This is a genomic window from Pseudokineococcus sp. 5B2Z-1 (assembly GCF_037482305.1).
Taxonomy (GTDB): Bacteria; Actinomycetota; Actinomycetes; order Actinomycetales; family Quadrisphaeraceae; genus Pseudokineococcus.
This window is the reverse complement of sequence record NZ_JBBHZG010000001.1, coordinates 780,433-795,159: the sequence shown is the minus strand read 5'-3', so window position 1 is coordinate 795,159 and position 14,727 is coordinate 780,433. Positions and strand designations below refer to the sequence as shown.

General features: G+C 77.5%; 16 protein-coding genes. 6 read left to right on the top strand and 10 right to left on the bottom strand.

What is annotated here, in order from left to right; genetic code table 11:
- Positions 1–3 precede the first annotated feature (3 nt).
- From WDV85_RS03305 to WDV85_RS03275, 7 genes are all read right to left on the bottom strand, one after another.
- Positions 4–441, bottom strand: coding sequence for a cation:proton antiporter (locus WDV85_RS03305; protein ID WP_339569256.1), 438 nt, complete (start codon positions 439–441; stop codon positions 4–6).
- On the bottom strand, positions 438–695 hold the full coding sequence (locus WDV85_RS03300; RefSeq protein ID WP_445263187.1) for a monovalent cation/H+ antiporter complex subunit F: 258 nt from the start codon (positions 693–695) through the stop codon (positions 438–440). The genes WDV85_RS03305 and WDV85_RS03300 overlap by 4 nt, the downstream gene beginning before the upstream one ends.
- Positions 692–1,171, bottom strand: a complete 480-nt coding sequence (locus WDV85_RS03295; protein ID WP_339569254.1) for a Na+/H+ antiporter subunit E — start codon at positions 1,169–1,171, stop codon at positions 692–694. The genes WDV85_RS03300 and WDV85_RS03295 overlap by 4 nt, the downstream gene beginning before the upstream one ends.
- 32 nt (positions 1,172–1,203) lie before the next feature.
- On the bottom strand, positions 1,204–2,811 hold the full coding sequence (locus WDV85_RS03290; protein WP_339569253.1) for a proton-conducting transporter transmembrane domain-containing protein: 1,608 nt from the start codon (positions 2,809–2,811) through the stop codon (positions 1,204–1,206).
- A complete protein-coding gene (locus WDV85_RS03285; RefSeq protein ID WP_339569252.1) occupies positions 2,808–3,257 on the bottom strand; it encodes a sodium:proton antiporter in 450 nt (149 codons plus the stop codon). The genes WDV85_RS03290 and WDV85_RS03285 overlap by 4 nt, the downstream gene beginning before the upstream one ends.
- Entirely contained in the window at positions 3,254–6,088 is a 2,835-nt protein-coding gene (gene mbhE, locus WDV85_RS03280) for a hydrogen gas-evolving membrane-bound hydrogenase subunit E (protein ID WP_339569251.1), read from the bottom strand. The genes WDV85_RS03285 and mbhE overlap by 4 nt, the downstream gene beginning before the upstream one ends.
- Positions 6,089–6,340: 252 nt before the next feature.
- Positions 6,341–7,003, bottom strand: coding sequence for a uracil-DNA glycosylase (locus tag WDV85_RS03275; RefSeq protein WP_445263186.1), 663 nt, complete (start codon positions 7,001–7,003; stop codon positions 6,341–6,343).
- A 233-nt stretch (positions 7,004–7,236) separates the two neighbouring features.
- On the opposite strand from WDV85_RS03275, the gene WDV85_RS03270 reads away from it, so the two are divergent.
- The 6 genes from WDV85_RS03270 to WDV85_RS03245 all read left to right on the top strand — a co-directional run bounded on the left by WDV85_RS03270 (position 7,237) and on the right by WDV85_RS03245 (position 12,746).
- On the top strand, positions 7,237–7,542 hold the full coding sequence (locus WDV85_RS03270; RefSeq protein WP_339569249.1) for a DUF3263 domain-containing protein: 306 nt from the start codon (positions 7,237–7,239) through the stop codon (positions 7,540–7,542).
- Between the two features lie 5 nt (positions 7,543–7,547).
- The gene (locus WDV85_RS03265) at positions 7,548–7,727 is read left to right on the top strand and encodes a hypothetical protein (RefSeq protein WP_339569248.1); all 180 of its coding nucleotides are present in this window, start codon (positions 7,548–7,550) and stop codon (positions 7,725–7,727) included.
- A 193-nt stretch (positions 7,728–7,920) separates the two neighbouring features.
- Entirely contained in the window at positions 7,921–8,127 is a 207-nt protein-coding gene (locus tag WDV85_RS03260) for a cold-shock protein (RefSeq protein ID WP_171203256.1), read from the top strand.
- A gap of 345 nt (positions 8,128–8,472) precedes the next feature.
- The gene (groL, locus tag WDV85_RS03255) at positions 8,473–10,104 is read left to right on the top strand and encodes a chaperonin GroEL (protein ID WP_339569247.1); all 1,632 of its coding nucleotides are present in this window, start codon (positions 8,473–8,475) and stop codon (positions 10,102–10,104) included.
- A gap of 1,190 nt (positions 10,105–11,294) precedes the next feature.
- Positions 11,295–12,098 (top strand): DUF4031 domain-containing protein, encoded by an 804-nt coding sequence (locus WDV85_RS03250; RefSeq protein ID WP_339569246.1) that lies wholly within the window; start codon positions 11,295–11,297, stop codon positions 12,096–12,098.
- 93 nt (positions 12,099–12,191) lie between these two features.
- A complete protein-coding gene (locus tag WDV85_RS03245) occupies positions 12,192–12,746 on the top strand; it encodes a molybdenum cofactor biosynthesis protein MoaE (protein ID WP_339569245.1) in 555 nt (184 codons plus the stop codon).
- Positions 12,747–12,804: 58 nt separating this feature from the next.
- Here WDV85_RS03245 and WDV85_RS03240 read toward each other — a convergent pair whose 3' ends face one another.
- The 3 genes from WDV85_RS03240 to moaA are packed head-to-tail and all read right to left on the bottom strand — an operon-like array spanning position 12,805 to position 14,708.
- Positions 12,805–13,317 carry a GNAT family N-acetyltransferase gene (locus WDV85_RS03240; protein WP_339569244.1) on the bottom strand — a complete coding sequence of 171 codons (513 nt, stop codon included), beginning with the start codon at positions 13,315–13,317 and terminating at the stop codon, positions 12,805–12,807.
- Positions 13,310–13,660 (bottom strand): MoaD/ThiS family protein, encoded by a 351-nt coding sequence (locus tag WDV85_RS03235; RefSeq protein ID WP_339569243.1) that lies wholly within the window; start codon positions 13,658–13,660, stop codon positions 13,310–13,312. The genes WDV85_RS03240 and WDV85_RS03235 overlap by 8 nt, the downstream gene beginning before the upstream one ends.
- A gap of 7 nt (positions 13,661–13,667) precedes the next feature.
- Positions 13,668–14,708: a GTP 3',8-cyclase MoaA gene (gene moaA, locus WDV85_RS03230; RefSeq protein WP_445263185.1), complete on the bottom strand. Its 1,041-nt coding sequence runs from the start codon at positions 14,706–14,708 to the stop codon at positions 13,668–13,670.
- Positions 14,709–14,727 lie beyond the last annotated feature (19 nt).

Genomic DNA, 14,727 nt, shown 5'->3' with positions numbered 1-14,727 from the left:
CGCTCACGCCGGGCCGCGCTCCTGCCCGTCGACCGGCACGCCGCCCTCGTCCTCGCCGTCCCGCTGCTGGTCTGCCCCCTGCCGGCCGTCCCGCGGGCTCCCCTCCCGCGGCAGCCCCAGGTCGTCGTGGTGCGTCAGCGGGGTGACGGGCGCGCCGGACAGGCGGGCGGCCTGGGCCACCTCGAAGCCGCCGATCGGCACGGTGAAGAGCTGCAGGGCGATGGCCACGAGCAGCGTCAGCACGGAGCCGGCGGTCGGGGCCAGCACGACGCCGCCGAGGAGCACGACCACGAGCCCCAGGGCGGCGGCCTTGGTCGCGGCGTTGGTGCGCGCGTAGACGTCGGGCAGGCGCACGAGCCCGAGCGCCGCCGTGCCGACGAGCAGCGAGCCCACGAGCAGCAGGGCCTGGCCGACGACGTCGACGACCGCCGCGGCGCTCACCGCCCCCTCCCGGCGACGAGCCGCGCGAGCACCACGGTGGTGAGGAAGCCGACGAGCGTCGCGACGAGCACGAGGTCGAGCAGGGCCGGCGTCCGCAGCCGCACGGTGAGCAGCGCCGTCGCGCACACGACGACGACGAACCCGAGGTCGACGGCGAGGACGCGGTCGGCGTCCGAGGGGCCGACGACCACGCGCCAGGCGCACACCCCGAGCGACAGGGCCATCACCCCGAGGGCGACCTCGACGACCATCAGGCTCCCCTCTCGTCCGTCGGTCCCGCGACGGTGCCGTGCGGCGGGGGCGGGGGCACCGCGCCCGGGCCCGCCCGCAGGGCCCGCAGCAGGCGGGTCTCCAGCTCGCGCAGCTCCGCCAGCGCCTCCGCCACGTCGGGGGCGTGCATGACGTGGGCGGCCACGACGACGTCGCCCCGCCCGTCGCCCGACCCGTCCTCGTCCCCGTCCTCTGCTCCGCCCGGGGGCCCGTCCGGGGGACGCCGCCGCCCGTCGTGGCTGCTGACGACGAGCGTGCCGGGGGTGAGCCCGACGAGCGCGATGTAGGAGGCCACCTCGACGTCGGTGCGGCAGCGCAGCACCAGCTCGAGCACGACCGGCGCGACGCCGCTGCCGGGCGTGAGCACCTCGCGCAGCACGACGAGGTTGGCCGCGAGGAAGCGCCCGACGTACCAGCCCGCGAAGGCGACCAGGCGACCGGCGTGCCCGACGGCGCTCACGGGGCCCCGGCGGCGCCCCCTCCCGTCGCGGCTCACGGCGCGCCCCCCGTGACGGCGGCCAGCCAGGCGGAGGGGTCCGCGAGCCCGCGGGCCGCCGCGTCGCCGACCGCGAGCAGGGGCTCCGCCGCCACGCCCGCGACGAGCGCCAGCGCGCCGAGCACCAGCGGGGGGCCGGCGATCGCGACGCGCTCGCGCCGGGGGGCGCGAGCGGCGGCGTCACCGCTCGCGGCGGGCGTCGTGCCGCTGCGCTCGGCCGGGCGGGCGTCGTCGGCGGCGCCGGCGCCCCGCGCCGCGGCCGCCCGCGCGGGCACGTCCTCGGGGGCGCCGAAGAACACCCGGTGCCACAGCTTGAGCATCGAGACGAGCGTGAGCAGGCTCACCGCGACGAGCACCGACGCCGTCACCCACCGCCCGTCCTCGCCCGCCGCGAGGACGAGCGCCAGCTTGGCGACGAAGCCCGAGGTCGGGGGCAGCCCGGCGAGGGCGGCGGCGGCCAGGGCGAAGGCGACGGCGAGCACCGGCTCCCGGTGGGCGAGGGAGCCGAGGCGCTCGAGCGCGGTCGTGCCGTACCGGGTCTCGACCGCCCCGGCGACCATGAGCAGGGCCGCCTTGACGAGCACGTACTGCAGGAGGAAGACGACGAGCGCCGCCGTCCCCGCCGTCGAGGCGAGCCCCAGGGCGGCCAGCAGGTACCCCACCTGACTGACCATGTGGGCGACGAGCACGGTGGTCAACTCGTGCTCGCCGACCGCGAGGAGCACCCCGACCACCGCGGTGACGAGGCCGACCACCAGCACGACCTGCGGCACGACCGACCCGCCGGGCAGCAGCAGCGCGTCGAGCCGCACGAGGACGACGACGCCCGTCTTGGTGAGCAGGCCGGAGAAGACGGCGAGGACGGCGGGGCCGGCGACGGCGTAGCTGCGGGGCATCCAGCCGTGCAGGGGGACGGCGGCGGCCTTGACGCCCATGGCGAGCAGGAGCAGCCAGACGCCCGCCTGCCGGGCGGGGGTGGCGGGCCCGGCGGCGAGCTCGGCCAGGGCCACCGTGCCGCTCGCGGCGTAGACGAGGCCCACGCCGACGAGGAAGACGGTGGAGGCGAGGAGGTTGACGGCCACGTAGAGGCGGGCGGCCGCCAGCCGCCGCCGGGTGCGGCGCCGGCCGAGGAGGAGGAGCACGTAGCTCGGCACGAGCATGACCTCGACGAAGACGAAGAGGTTGAACAGGTCGGCCGTGAGCAGCGCCCCGTGCACGCCGGCGGACATGACGAGGACGAGGGGCACGAGGGCGGGCGCCCGGTCCTCGCGCGTGCCGCCGGCGAAGACGAGGCCGGCGAGCACGACGAGGGAGACGGCGAGGAGCACGGCGGAGGCGAAGACGTCGGCGGCCAGGGCGATGCCGAGGCGGGGCACCCAGCCCCCGACCTGCGTCGCCGGCACCTCGCCGGACAGCGTGCGCGCGAGGAGGAGGGCGGCGACGACGCCGACGGCGCCGCTCGTGGCGACGCCGGCCCAGCGGGCGAGGGCCGGGGACCCGGCGCCCGACGTCCCGCGCAGGAGGACGAGCAGCCCGGCGACGAGCATGGGCAGCACGACGGGGGCGACGACGAGCGCCTGGGCGCCCGGCCCTGCGGCGCTCACCGGGCGGCCCCGGCGCCGCGGCCGTCGTCGCCGGGGGCGGGCGAGCCGGCGGGGTCCGCGGCGGAGGCGGGGCGCCCGTCCGCGTCCGAGGGCGCGCCCTCGGCGCGCCGCTGCTGGCGCTCCTCCACGGCCGCGTCCTCCTCGTCGTCGTCGGCGGCGCTGCTCTCGGCGCGCAGGACCCCGAGCAGGTGCACCGTGACGGCGAAGGCGATGACGACGGCGGTGAGGACGAAGGCCTGGGGCAGCGGGTCGGCGAGCGGCACGTCCTCGGGCCCCTGCCCGAGCAGCGGCACGCCCCGGCGGTCCCCGCCGGACGCCGACAGCACGAGCACGGTGCCGACGTGGCCCAGCAGCACGAAGCCGACGACGAGCCGCAGGGCGCCGCGCTGGAGGACGAGCGCCGTCCCGGCGGCGGCGAGCAGCGCGACGAGCAGGGCCGTCGTCATCGCCGTCCTCCCGCCGCGCCGCCCACCGGCGCGCCGTCGCGCTCGCCGTCCTCGTCCCCGTCGGCCTCGCGGTGCGGGCGCGTGGCGCGGCGCTGCTCGTCCGCGCGCCCCACGTCGGGCACGCCGGCGTCGAGGGAGTGGACGGCGGCGACGGCGAGGCCGAGCACGAGGAGGAGGACGCCGACGTCGAAGACGAGCGCCGAGGTGACTCCCAGGGCGCCGAGCAGCGGCAGGTCGAAGGGGGCCAGCAGGGCGTCCCCGCCGAGGAGGGGCACCAGTCCGGTGCCGAGGGCGACGAGGAGACCGCCGCCGACGAGGAGGCTCGGCCGCAGCGCGCGCGGGGTGCGGGCGAAGGGCGCCCGCCCGCCCGCGAGGTGCCCGAGCGCGACCGCCGTGCCGAGGACGAGCGCGGCGATGAAGCCGCCGCCGGGCTCGTCGTGGCCGCGCCAGAGGAGGTAGGCGCCGAGAGCGACCATGAGGGGGGCCAGCAGCCGGGTGCCCACGCGCAGGACGAGGTCCTCGGTGACCGGGTCGGGCCCCGGCGGGCCGGTGCGGCGCCCCGCGGGTCCGCGGCCGAGGACGACGAGCCCCAGGGCGACGACGCCGACGACGACCGTCTCGAGGAAGGTGTCGAGCCCCCGGAGGTCGACGAGCACGACGTTGACGACGTTGGTGCCGCCGGTGAGCGGCTCGGCCTCGGCGAGGACCTGCGCGCCGACGTCGGAGAGGGGGCGTCGACCCGTGAGGGCCCACGCGGCGCCGCCCGCGGCGAGACCCGTGGCCACGGCCGTCGCGGTGACGGGCAGCGCCCGGCGCGCGGAGGTGCGCGGCAGCCGCCGGGGCTGCCCGCGCAGCACGAGGACGAGCACGACGGCCGTGAGCACCTCGACGAGCAGCAGGGTGATCGCGACGTCGAGGGCCCCCCGCAGGAGGAGCCAGACGGCGACGAGGAGGCCGGTCGTGCCGCCGAGGGCCACGAGGACGAGGGACGAGCGCGTGACGGCGAGGGCGGCCAGGACCCCGGCGGCGAGGACCACGACGCCCCACGCGACCGGGTCCTCGGACACGAGCCGCTCCGGCTGCGGGCCCAGCCCGACCGCCGCGAGCGCGGCCACGACGACGACGGCGACGAGGAGCCGCGCGAGCTGGGCCGGCGCGCCGCCCGCGCGGTCGGGGAGCCCGACGACCTCGCCGAGGCGGAGCAGGCCGGCGTGGCCGCGCTCGAAGGCGGCCGAGGCCGAGGGGGGCGACCAGGCCTGCAGCACCCGGTCCACCGCGTCGCGGCGCGCGAAGAGCAGGGCGCCGAGCGCCAGCGTCACCCCGGAGAGGACGAGCTGCGGCGTCACGCCGTGCCAGAGGTGGACCTCGGGGGCCTCCTCGCCGGGCAGGGCCGCCGACGTCGCGGCCGCGACCAGCGGGGACAGCCAGGAGACCGCGGGGCCCAGCACCGCGCCGGCCAGGGCGGCGACGGCGCCGGGGGCGAGGAAGAGCGGCGACGGCTCGTGGAGGCCGGGGTGGGACAGGTCCTCGCCGCCGAAGGCCCCGTGGGCCACGCGGGCCGCGTAGGCGAGGGTCAGCGTCGAGGCGAGGACCGCGACGCCGACTGCCACGGGGCCCGCCCAGGCGGCCGGGCCGGCGGTGAGGAAGCCCTCGTAGAGGTACTCCTTGCTGACGAAGCCGAGCAGCGGCGGCACGCCGCCGAGCGAGAGCGCGGCGACGCCGGTGGCGGCCGCGGTCCACGGCATGACGCGGCGCAGCCCGGCGAGGTCGCGGACGTCGCGGCTGCCCGTCTCGTGGTCGACGATGCCCACGAGCATGAAGAGGGTCGCCTTGAAGAGGGCGTGGGCGACGGTGTGGAGCAGCGCCGCGGCCAGCGCCTCGGGGGTGCCGACGCCGACGGCCGCCACGAGCAGCCCCAGCTGGCTCACCGTCGAGTACGCCAGGACGCCCTTGAGGTCGTGCTCGCGCAGCGCGAGCACCGCCCCGACGAGCGCGGTGGTGAGGCCGAGGGAGACGAGGACGGCCGTCCAGGCCGGCTGGCCGGCGAAGACGGCGCTCGTCCGCACGAGCAGGTAGACGCCCGCCTTCACCATGGTCGCCGCGTGGAGGTAGGCGCTGACCGGCGTCATCGCCACCATGGCGCCCGGCAGCCACGCCTGGAAGGGCAGCTGCGCCGACTTCGTCGCCGCCGCCACCACGACCAGGGCGGCGACGGGCCCGGCGAGCGGTGAGGACAGCAGCCGGTCGGGGTCGGACACGAGCGCGTGGACGCTCGTGCTGCCCGTCGCGACGACGACGAGCACGACGGCGAGGAGCAGGCACAGCCCGCCCGCGACCGTCACGACGAGGGCCTGGCGCCCCGGGGCGGTGGCCGGCGCGCCCGCCGTCGAGACGAGCACGAAGGAGCAGAGGGTCGTCAGCTCCCAGCAGACGTAGAGCAGGACGAGGTCGTCGGCCAGGACGAGGCCGCACATGGCGGCCGCGAAGAGCACGAGCACCGCGGGCACCGGCCCGGCGGCCTCGGCGTCGTCGAGGTACCGGGCGCAGTACGCCAGCACGAGGACGCCGACGACGAGCGCGACGAGGACGAAGACGAGCGCCACGCCGTCGAGGCGCAGCGCCGCGTCGACCCCCAGGGACGGCAGCCACGGGGTGGACGCGACGACGTCGCGGCCGGCGACGACGCCGGGGACGAGCGCGACGACGACCGCCGTGGCCGCCGCGAGCCCGGCGGCCAGGACGAGGCACGACGTGCGGCCCAGGGCGCGGCCCAGGAGCGGGGCGGCGGCGGCCAGGGCCACGAGGCCCCCGAGGAGGACGACGAGGGCCATCAGGCCCCGGGCTCGGCCGGCCGCACCCCTGCGCCCGGGGCGCGGCGGGGCGCGCGGCGGGGGGACGGGTCGTCCACGGGGCGGCCCCTCTCGGCGGCGGTCGTCACGGGCGGGCACCACCCCCCGGTGCCGGTACGGCTTCCTACCAGGAGCTCGGTGCCCCGGCGCGGGGAAGCGGGTGGGGCGCCCGAGGGAGGGCGGCCGGCGCCCCCGCAGGCGTCCCCGACCGCGGTCGCGCCGGCGCAGGGCGGGTCAGGTGGGCAGCGACCAGTCGACCGGTCCGGCGCCCTGCGCCGCCAGGGCGGCGTCGACGGCGGTGAAGGGCCGTGAGCCCGTGAAGCCGCGCCGCGCGGACAGCGGGCTCGGGTGGGCGCTCTCGACGACGGCGGTGCCGCCGAGGGCCGGGCGCAGCGCCTGCGCGTCCCGGCCCCAGAGGACGGCGACGAGCGGGCCGCCGCGCGCCGCGAGGGCGCGCACGACCTCCTCGGTCACCCGCTCCCACCCCCGGCCGCGGTGGGAGCCCGACCGGCCGGCCTCGACGGTGAGCACACGGTTGAGCAGGAGGACGCCGCGCCCCGCCCAGGCGGTGAGGTCGCCGGTGGCCGCGGGCGGCAGGCCCGTGTCGGCGTCCCGCTCGGCGAGGAGGTTGCGCAGCGTCGGGGGCAGCGGGCGCACGTCCGGCTCCACTGAGAAGGAGAGGCCGACGGCGTGGCCCGGCGTGGGGTAGGGGTCCTGGCCGACGACGAGGACCCGCACGTCCTGCGGGGCCTGCGCGAGCGCGCGCAGCACCCGGTCGCCGCGGGGCAGGACCTCCCGGCCGGCCGCGACGTCGTCCGCCACGGCCTCGAGGGCCCGCACGAGGTCCGCCCGCGCCGGGGCCAGCGCCGGCCACCAGGCGGGGTGGACCACCGCCAGGTCGACGCCCGCCCGGCGTGCGGGGCCGACCACCTCGGGCGGCGGGGAGGCCGCGCCGTCGGTGCCTGCGGCGGTCCCCGGCTCGAGCACGCGGCCACGGTAGGGGCCGTCCGGGCGGTCCGCCGGACCGGCCCGTGACCGGCGCCCCCGGCGAACCACAGCGGTGTGGTTCGCGGCGTAGGGTGCGGGCTCGGCGCCGACGGACGACGCCGGCAGCGCGGGAGGAGACCGGAGTGGACGACGCAGCCACCGGCGCGAGCGCCGAGCAGCCCGCCGCCCCGCCCGCCGGAGGTCTCTCGGCGCGCGACGCGGAGATCCTCGCCTTCGAGCGCCAGTGGTGGCGCTACGCCGGCGCGAAGGAGCAGGCGGTCCGCGAGCTCTTCGACCTCTCGGCCACGCACTACTACCAGGTGCTCAACGCGCTGCTCGACTCCCCGGAGGCGCTCGCCCACGACCCGATGCTGGTCAAGCGGCTGCGCCGCATGCGCAGCCAGCGCCAGCGCTCGCGCACCGAGCGCCGGCTGGGCGCGCGGGGCTGACGGGCGTGGCCGTCTCCGGGCCGCCCCGCGACGAGCTCGACGAGCCGGCCGGCGAGCCCCGCCGCCAGGGAGCCCACCGGGCCCGCCCCGGCCCCTGGCGCCGCGCGGCCCCCGTGCTCGTCGTCGTGGTGCTGGCGGCGCTCGCCGCGCTCGCCGTCAGCGTGTGGTTCTCGCTCGGCGGGTAGGCGCCTCTCGACCCTCGCCACGGCCAGGGCCAGCCGCTACTCTCGGCGCCGGTCGAGCAGTTCGATGAGCACCGGTCCACCGCGCACCCGTACGGACGGCCCGCACGTCGGAACCATCGCGAGCCACGCGAGCGTGAGACCCGATGCCCTCCCCGGGCCTCGAACCCGCACACAGCGACACAGGAGTAGCACCATGGCTCAGGGCACCGTGAAGTGGTTCAACGCCGAGAAGGGGTACGGCTTCATCACCGTCGACGGCGGCGGCCCCGACGTCTTCGTGCACTGGTCGGCCATCCAGATGGACGGCTACCGCTCCCTCGAGGAGGGCCAGCAGGTCGAGTTCGAGGTCGGGCAGGGCCAGAAGGGCCCGCAGGCCGAGGCCGTCCGCCCCGCCTCCTGAGGCACCCCGCACCCCTCCGGCGCCCGAGCAGGGCCGCCGTCCGACGCCGTCGCCCCGCCGGGGCGGCGGCGTCGTCGCGTCCGGGGGTCCGGCGTGGTGCGCGGGCCCGGTCGTCCGCCCGCCGGCGTCGTCCGCCCGCCCCGGTCGTCCGCACGCCCGGTCGTTTGCACTCGAGGGGGGAGAGTGCTCATCATGGGGGCTGGCACTCTCGCACGAGAGTGACAACGGACCTCGGTCGTCAGGTGAGGGCCGTGGGCGCGGCGGGACGTGACCGGCGCGCACGCGACCCGTCCGTCGCGGGCACCGACCGGCCGCCCCACCCGTCACCGGGAGGAAACCCCCAGCATGGCCAAGATCATCTCGTTCGACGAGGACGCCCGTCGCGGTCTCGAGCGCGGCATGAACCAGCTCGCCGACGCCGTGAAGGTCACGCTCGGCCCCAAGGGCCGCAACGTGGTGCTCGAGAAGAAGTGGGGCGCCCCCACCATCACGAACGACGGCGTCTCCATCGCCAAGGAGATCGAGCTCGAGGACCCGTACGAGAAGATCGGGGCCGAGCTCGTCAAGGAGGTCGCCAAGAAGACGGACGACGTCGCGGGCGACGGCACCACCACCGCCACCGTCCTGGCCCAGGCCATGGTCCGCGAGGGCCTGCGCAACGTCGCCGCCGGCGCCAACCCGATGGCCCTGAAGAAGGGCATCGAGCGCGCCGTCGAGGCCGTCTCGCAGCAGCTCCTCTCCTCCGCCACCGAGGTCGAGACCCGCGAGCAGATCGCTGCCACCGCGGGCATCTCCGCCGGCGACGCGTCCATCGGCGAGCTCATCGCCGAGGCCATGGACAAGGTCGGCAAGGAGGGCGTGATCACGGTCGAGGAGAGCAACACCTTCGGCCTGGAGCTCGAGCTCACCGAGGGCATGCGCTTCGACAAGGGCTACATCTCGCCCTACTTCGTCACGGACTCCGAGCGCATGGAGGCCGTGCTCGAGGACCCGTACATCCTCTTCAACGAGGGCAAGATCTCCTCGATCAAGGACCTGCTCCCGCTGCTGGAGAAGGTCACGCAGTCGGGCAAGCCGCTCGTCATCATCTCCGAGGACGTCGACGGCGAGGCCCTGGCCACGCTGGTCGTCAACAAGATCCGCGGCATCTTCCGCTCCGCCGCCGTCAAGGCGCCGGGCTTCGGCGACCGCCGCAAGGCGATGCTGCAGGACATGGCCATCCTCACCGGCGGCCAGGTCATCTCCGAGACGGTGGGCCTCAAGCTCGAGAGCACCGGCCTCGAGCTCCTCGGCCAGGCGCGCAAGGTCACCATCACCAAGGACGAGACGACCATCGTCGAGGGTGCGGGCGACACCGACCAGATCCAGGGCCGGGTCAACGAGATCCGCGCCGAGATCGAGCGCAGCGACTCCGACTACGACCGCGAGAAGCTCCAGGAGCGCCTCGCGAAGCTCGCCGGCGGCGTCGCCGTCATCAAGGCGGGCGCGGCCACCGAGGTCGAGCTCAAGGAGCGCAAGCACCGCATCGAGGACGCCGTCCGCAACGCGAAGGCGGCCGTCGAGGAGGGCATCGTCGCCGGCGGCGGCGTCGCCCTCATCCAGGCGGGCAAGGGCGCGTTCGAGACCCTCTCGCTCACGGGCGACGAGGCGACCGGCGCGAACATCGTCAAGGTGGCCGTCGAGGCCCCGCTCAAGCAGATCGCGGTCAACGCCGGTCTCGAGGGCGGCGTCGTGGCGGAGAAGGTGCGCAACCTCGAGGTCGGCCACGGCCTCAACGCCGCCACCGGCGAGTACGTCGACATGCTCGCCACGGGCATCAACGACCCGGTGAAGGTCACCCGTTCGGCGCTGCAGAACGCGGCCTCGATCGCGGCCCTGTTCCTCACCACCGAGGCGGTCATCGCCGACAAGCCCGAGAAGGCGGCGGCCGGCGCCGGCGCCGGGGCCGACGGCGGCATGGGCGGCATGGACTTCTGATCCCGCCCGCCGGGCCCCGGCCCGGCACCGCTGCGCGAGCAGCAGCACGTCCCACGAGGGCGGCACCCCACCGGGGTGCCGCCCTCGCGGCGTCCCTGACCCCGCTCCTCCCCTCGCCAGGGGGCGATGTGTGGCCATGTCGCCCTCGGCTGCCCCTCGCAGGGGCGATGTGTGGCCATGTCGCCCTCGGCTGCCCCTCGCAGGGGCGATGTGTGGCCATGTCGCCCTCGGCTGCCCCTCGCAGGGGCGATGTGTGGCCATGTCGCCCTCGGCTGCCCCTCGCAGGGGCGATGTGTGGCCATGTCGCCCTCGGCTGCCCCTCGCAGGGGCGATGTGTGGCCATGTCGCCCTCGGCTGCCCCTCGCAGGGGCGATGTGTGGCCATGTCGCCCTCGGCTGCCCCTCGCAGGGGCGATGTGTGGCCATGTCGCCCTCGGCTGCCCCTCGCAGGGGCGATGTGTGGCCATGTCGCCCTCGGCTGCCCCTCGCAGGGGCGATGTGTGGCCATGTCGCCCTCGGCTGCCCCTCGCAGGGGCGATGTGTGGCCATGTCGCCCTCGGCTGCCCCTCGCAGGGGCGATGTGTGGCCATGTCGCCCTCGGCTGCCCCTCGCAGGGGCGATGTGTGGCCATGTCGCCCTCGGCTGCCCCTCGCAGGGGCGATGTGTGGCCATGTCGCCCTCGGCTGCCCCTCGCAGGGGCGATGTGTGGCCATGTCGCCCTCGGCTGCCCCTCGCAGGGGCGATGTGTGGCCATGTCGCCCTCGGCTGCCCCTCGCAGGGGCGATGTGTGGCCATGTCGCCCTCGGCTGCCCCTCGCAGGGGCGATGTGTGGCCATGTCGCCCTCGGCTGCCCCTCGCAGGGGCGATGTGTGGCCATGTCGCCCTCGGCTGCCCCTCGCAGGGGCGATGTGTGGCCATGTCGCCCTCGGCTGCCCCTCGCAGGGGCGATGTGTGGCCATGTCGCTCCCGGCAGCCCTCTCGGAGGGCGATGTGTGGCCATGTCGCCCTCGGGCCCCCTGCCAGGGCGACATGGCCACACATCGCCCCTGAAGGGGTGGTGGCAGGGCGACATGGCCACACGTCGCCGCTGGGAGGGGTGGTGGCAGGGCGACATGGCCACACATCGCCCTGCGGGGGCGGGGGACGGCGGACGGCGGGGGCGCCCGGGAGGGGCGGACGTAGGGTCGGCCGGTGGCCGTGCTCGTCGACCCCCCACGCTGGCCGGCGCACGGGCGCGAGTGGTCCCACCTCGTCAGCGACGTCTCGCGCGAGGAGCTCCACGCCTTCGCCCGGCGGGTCGGCATCCCCGCGCGCGGGTTCGAGGGCGACCACTACGACGTGCCGGCGGAGCGGCTCGCGGACCTGCAGGCCGCGGGGGCGACGCTCGTGCCGGCCGGGGAGCTGCTGCGGCGGCTCGTCGCCAGCGGCCTGCGCGTGCCGAAGCGGCGCGGTCAGCAGGTGCTCGGCAGCTGGGTGGAGGTGCGCCCCGACGGCGTCGCCGTCCACGTCGACCTCGTCGTCAGCGCCGCGCCGCCGCCGGCCGCGACGACGCGGGGCGTCCGAGGCCTCGTCGTCGACGACGAGCGCCGCGTGCTGCTGCGGCGCCCCCGCGTCCCGGGGCCGGAGCGTGCGGCAACGGACCTCTCGGGGACGGACAGCCCAAGGCCGGACAGCTCGGGGCTGGACAGCTCGGGGCCGGACAGCCTGGGGCTGGACAGGTCGGGGCTGGGCCTGTGGGCGCTGCCCGTCGTCGGCGCCGGGCGCCCGCTCGGCTTCTCCCGGCACCGGCCCGTCGCGGCCGACGGGCGCCGCGCCCCGGCGTCGCGGTGGCGCCACATCGCCCTCGTCGGCGGGACCCCGGACGACGTCGTCCTGGCCGACGGCGACGAGGCGCGCCTCGTCGCGGCGACGGACGCCGGGCGCGCGTGCGGCGCCCCGCCGTGGTGGCCCCTCGTCGTCCACGGCCTCGAGGCGGCCGCGCTCGGCGGCCGCTGAGCGAGCCCCCCACCGGCCGAGGCGCGGCGGGGGTTGGGCCCAGGGCGACGGCGAGGGCGGGTCGGTCGCCCGCCCCGCGCCTACCGTGGGGGAGTGAGCACGCCCGAGACCCCCGCCGCCGGATCCGTCGCCACCACCGCCGACGTCGCCGGGCCGCCGGCCGGCGACCCCCGGGCCGCGGGCGGCGCGAGGACGCCGCGGGACGCCTCGCGGGTCGCGCCGCCCGCACGGCGCCTGGCCCGGGCGGTCGTCACCGAGGACGTCCTGTCCGTCGCCGAGCACGCGGCCGCCGTCGAGGACCCCGCCGCGGGCGCCGTCGTCACGTTCGGGGGCATCGTGCGCGACCACGACCACGGCGCCCGGGTCTCGCGCCTGGAGTACTCGGCCCACCCCAGCGCGGGGCGCGTCGTCGAGGAGGTCGCCCGCGAGGTGCTCGCCGCCCACCCCGTCGACGCCCTCGCCGTCAGCCACCGCACCGGCGCGCTCGAGGTCGGCGACGTCGCCTTCGCCGTCGCGGTGGCCGCCGCGCACCGGCGCGAGGCCTTCGCCGCCTGCGAGGAGGTGGTCGAGGAGGTCAAGGCGCGCCTGCCGGTGTGGAAGCGCCAGGTGCTCGCCGACGGCGGGGCCGAGTGGGTGGGCATGCCCTGAGGGCCGGGGCGCCGCGAGCGCCGGGACACCCTCCCCGTCCACCGCCCCGCCCCGCGTGTCAGCGGCGGTCAGCGGTGAGGTGCTTGCCGAAGGTCCGCGTCATCGGGTCGTCGGCCCACGCGTACGGGGCGACGGGCGACCATCCCTCCCGCTCGTAGAGGGCGATCGCCTCCGGCTGCAGGGTCCCCGTCACGAGGTGCAGCGCGCGCAGCCCGCAGCCGCGCGCGGCGTCCTCCGCCGCGCGCAGCAGGGCCGTGGCGACCCCGCGGCGCCGCGCCGCGGCGGGGACGAAGAGGCGCTTGACCTCGCCGACGCCCGGGCCCACCACGGGCAGCGGCGCCACGACGGCGCAGCCCAGCGCCACGTCCCTCGCCACCGCGAGCAGGTGGACGACGTCAGCCGGGTCCGGGTGCGAGGCCCCCTCGGGCGGCTCGAGCGACCCCTCCCCGTAGCGGCGCTGCAGCTCGACCTCCGCGTCGCGCACGAGCGCGCGGTGCCGGGGGTCGTCGGCCGCGACGACGACGACCTCGACGAGCGGCCCGCGGGCGCCCTCGGCCGGCGCCTCAGCCACCGGCGAAGGGCGGCAGCACGTCGACGACGGGGAGCGGGGCCCCCGCGAGCTGCGGGCCGACGACCACCGGGTCGTCCGGCCCGGCGGCGACCTCGCCCACGAGCACGGTGGCGACCTCCAGCACGGGCGCGAGCGCGGGATGGCGGCGGGCCAGGGCGCGGCGCAGGTCGTCGACGTCGGGCACCGCGCCCGCCTCGCCGGCGAGGACGTCGACGACGTCCTCCTCCGTGCCCGCGGCCGCGGCGGCGCCGGCGTACAGGCGCACGCGGAGCCGCACGCCGTCCGCGGCGGGGCCACCGGAGGCGCCGGCGACGGGTGCGTGCCCGGGGGTCGGGGAGGTCACGTCCGCCTCACCCGCCGATCGCGCTCATGGGCCGCGACGCGCGCGCGAAGCCGCTGGTCGTCAGGGGCTCGGCCTCGCCGATGCCGTGGGCCGGCGCCTTGCCCCACATGGCCGCCCGCCACACGTCGGCGACCTCGTCGTCGTCGGCGCCCGCGCGCAGCAGGCCCCGCAGGTCGGTCTCCGAGGTGGAGAACAGGCAGCTGCGCACCTGGCCGTCGGCGGTGAGGCGTGTGCGGTCGCAGGCGCCGCAGAACTGCCGGGTGACGGACGCGATGACGCCGACGCGCCCCAGCGGGGCCGTCGACGGGTCGGCGCCCCGCGCCCGCACCCACCAGGTCTGGGCGGGGGAGCCGCCGCGGGCGGCGGGGTCGTCGGCCTCGAGGTCGTAGGCCGCGCGCAGGCTCGCGAGGACGTCGTCGGCCGTCACGAGACCCTCGCGCGTCCAGGCGCCCTGGGCGTCCAGCGGCATCTGCTCGATGACGCGCAGCTCGTAGCCGGAGGCGAGGCACCAGGCCAGCAGCTCGGGCGCCTCGTCGTCGTTGACCCCCGGCAGCAGGACGGCGTTGACCTTGACGGGGCCGATGCCCGCGGCGGCCGCCGCGGCTGCGCCCGCCAGGACGTCGGCGTGCCGGTCGCGCCGGGTGATCTGAGCGAAGCGCTCGGGCCGCAGCGTGTCGAGCGAGACGTTGACGCGCCGCAGGCCCGCGGCGGCCAGCCCGGCGGCGCGGCGCTCGAGGCCCAGGGCGTTGGTCGTCAGCGACGCCTCGACGGGCGCGCCGTCGGCCGTGCGGAGCGCCGTGGTCGCAGCCACCACCCGCTCGAGGCCGCGGCGCAGCAGCGGCTCGCCCCCGGTGTACCGCACCTCCCGCACGCCCAGCCGCTCCACGGCCAGGCGCACGAGCCGGACGACCTCGTCGTCGGTGAGCAGGTCACCGGACGGCATCCACTCCAGGCCCTCCGGCGGCATGCAGTACCCGCAGCGCAGGTTGCAGCGGTCGGTGAGGGAGACCCGCAGGTCGACCGCCGTGCGGCCCGAGGGGTCCACCAGCCCGGGGACGGCGGGGCGC

What these genes read in the sequence shown, in the direction of transcription:
- WDV85_RS03285 (WP_339569252.1), bottom strand. Translation starts at nt 3,257, where the DNA reads ATGACGACGGCCCTGCTCGTCGCGCTGCTCGCCGCCGCCGGGACGGCG.
- mbhE (WP_339569251.1), bottom strand. Translation starts at nt 6,088, where the DNA reads ATGGCCCTCGTCGTCCTCCTCGGGGGCCTCGTGGCCCTGGCCGCCGCC.
- WDV85_RS03260 (WP_171203256.1), top strand. Translation starts at nt 7,921, where the DNA reads ATGGCTCAGGGCACCGTGAAGTGGTTCAACGCCGAGAAGGGGTACGGC.
- groL (WP_339569247.1), top strand. Translation starts at nt 8,473, where the DNA reads ATGGCCAAGATCATCTCGTTCGACGAGGACGCCCGTCGCGGTCTCGAG.